A 2,334-nucleotide genomic window follows, 5' to 3' on the forward strand; every position below is an offset into this window, starting at 1 on the left:
ATCGAAATCATCTGGCCTTTCTTGATCATATGCATGAGTTCGATACCTTGCAAGGTGACCCTGTCCGAGGGAAAGGATTTAAACCCCATCATTGGTTGAACGATCCGTTTGATAGATCGATGATCTTGCTCAACTAGATTGTTCAGGTACTTGATCTGGCGTATCTCGATCTCTTGACCGGTTTCTTCCTTGAGTGCCTTGATAGCTGCGGTATTGGCGCCGCTCTTATCGATCGTGACCTTGTCCGGTAGATCATGTTGCCGAACCGCTTTCTTGAAAAAGCGCAGAGCGGCTTTCTTATCCCGTTTGGCCGTCAATAGAAAATCAACGGTTTGACCTTCCTTATCGATGGCACGGTAGAGGTACTTCCACTTTTTCTTGATCTTGATGTAGGTCTCATCCATCCTCCAACTCTTGCCGACCGGACGCTACTTGCCTTTTCGAAAGACTGCCTCCAACTGCGATGTGAACTTTTAGACCCAGCAGTAAATGTTGGAATGATCAACCTCGACGCCGCGCTCGCGCATCATTTCCTCAAGGTTACTGTAGCTGAGCGAATAGATTAGATACCAGCACACACAGAGCAGGATGATGTTTTTTTCGAAGCGGTGTCCTTTGAAGTCGATCATGAGGGTAGTTTAAGCTGTTTTTGGGGCACTTAGTTTACCGTAAGTGTGGCTTCCTCTGCTAACGCAACAGAACCGCTTATCATGCCTTTGATTTCGCAAAATACGCCTCGCGCTATCTGGCGGCGTTTGTCTATCGCTTCAACCGTCGCTTCCAGCTCGATACACTTCCGAAGCGTTTGCTCGTAGCTGCCATCACTGTCGGACCTCGCTCAGACGCATGGCTTTGGTCAGCTGAAGCATCTTGCTAATCAGGAAACTATTTGCTTTTCGAAGCAGGAATTGATGCATGATATGGTCATAGGCTTGCTGATCAATAAAGTCGAATTTGGACTCAATATTTACACATGATTACAGATTTCACCCACTACCGCTTTATCCATACAAGCCATTAATTTTTCAGCTAGGATTTTAACATGAGGCATTTTACTACATATATCAAAATGCCCCCCGGAAAGCTGTTGAACTTCTAGCCTATCACCCAGAAGTTCTTTCCATGCTTGTTCTGGAGCGATAGGGGTAAAAAATATTGAATCCCGTTCAGATGCTTGAAATAATATTACCCTGCCTTTATAAGGTTTTGTTTGATAACCTTTCCAACAGGCCAAGTCAGGTCCAACTTTAAAAATGTGAGGCCAAAAATCCGTGCTCTGATCCTCCGGTGTTAGCAGATAATCAAGTTTATTTTTGATCTGTAGCAAGGACTCTCTTGGGCTCAGTTTAAAAAGCTGATGGATAATCCGATGATAGGGCTTCGACTGCTTTTCCCATTTCAGGTGTGTATCCAGCAATGCCAATAAGTTTACTCGGTGCCCATTTGCAACTAATTGGCATGCCATTTCATAGGCTATCAAGCCACCAAAGGAAAACCCTGTCAAATAGTAGGGGCCATGCGGTTGCAACTGTTGCAGTTCTTTAATATAGTGACTAGCCAAATCTTCCATAAGTGGTAAACGAACAGGATGATTACTACTTTCTGCTGCTATGCCATATCTTAGAAAATAGAGTGGCTGATCCTTTCCCAGATGCCGGGGCAAGGCTTGGAGTCCTGTGTGAATCGCAAATAGGAGCGGGCGTGAACCTTGCGTCTGAATTGGAACTAGAGAATACCATGAAGGTTGCTGGTTGCCACACTCTATTATTATGCCTAGTTCTTCAACTGTTGGGGATTGGAAAATTACGCCCAAGGGTAAGTCGGTATTGAACAGTTTATTAATCTCAGTAATCATCTTAACCGCTAACAACGAATGGCCGCCCAGTTCAAAGAAATTATCATGAATGCCAATCTGGTCAATATTCAGAACCTCGCGCCAAGTAGAGACCAGCATTTCTTCCATAGGCGAACGCGGCGGAACATAGGACTGTTCAAATTCAGGGCGTGTTTGTTCGGGTGCAGGCAAGGCTTTTCGGTCAATTTTGCCATTGGGGGTAAGCGGCAATTTATGCAGTAAAACAAAGGCAGAAGGCACCATGTATTCCGGTAACTTTTCCTTTAAAAAAAGACGTATTGCGTTTACGTTTGGCAGCTCATGTTGCGAGTAGGTAAGGTAAGCAACCAGGCGTTTATCTCCGGGTTGATCTTCTCGAACGGTCACAACAACTTCATTTATCATAGGATGTTGTGCTAGCACAGATTCAATTTCACCCAGCTCAATACGATACCCGCGAATCTTAACCTGGTGATCAATACGCCCCAGATACTCAATAG

General features: G+C 44.8%; 1 protein-coding gene and 2 pseudogenes. 1 reads left to right on the forward strand and 2 read right to left on the reverse strand.

The window, feature by feature from the left end; genetic code table 11:
* A pseudogene (locus WCO51_12510) lies at positions 1 to 629 on the reverse strand (IS6 family transposase).
* A 77-nt stretch (positions 630 to 706) separates the two neighbouring features.
* On the opposite strand from WCO51_12510, the pseudogene WCO51_12515 reads away from it, so the two are divergent.
* Positions 707 to 877, forward strand: a pseudogene (locus WCO51_12515) (IS1595 family transposase).
* Positions 878 to 967: 90 nt separating this feature from the next.
* On the opposite strand, the gene WCO51_12520 reads toward WCO51_12515, so the two are convergent.
* On the reverse strand, positions 968 to 2,334 hold a 1,367-nt coding region (locus WCO51_12520; protein MEI6514076.1), incomplete at its 5' end, for a thioesterase domain-containing protein.

This window comes from bacterium, assembly GCA_037131655.1.
Lineage (GTDB): Bacteria > Armatimonadota > Fimbriimonadia > Fimbriimonadales > JBAXQP01 > JBAXQP01.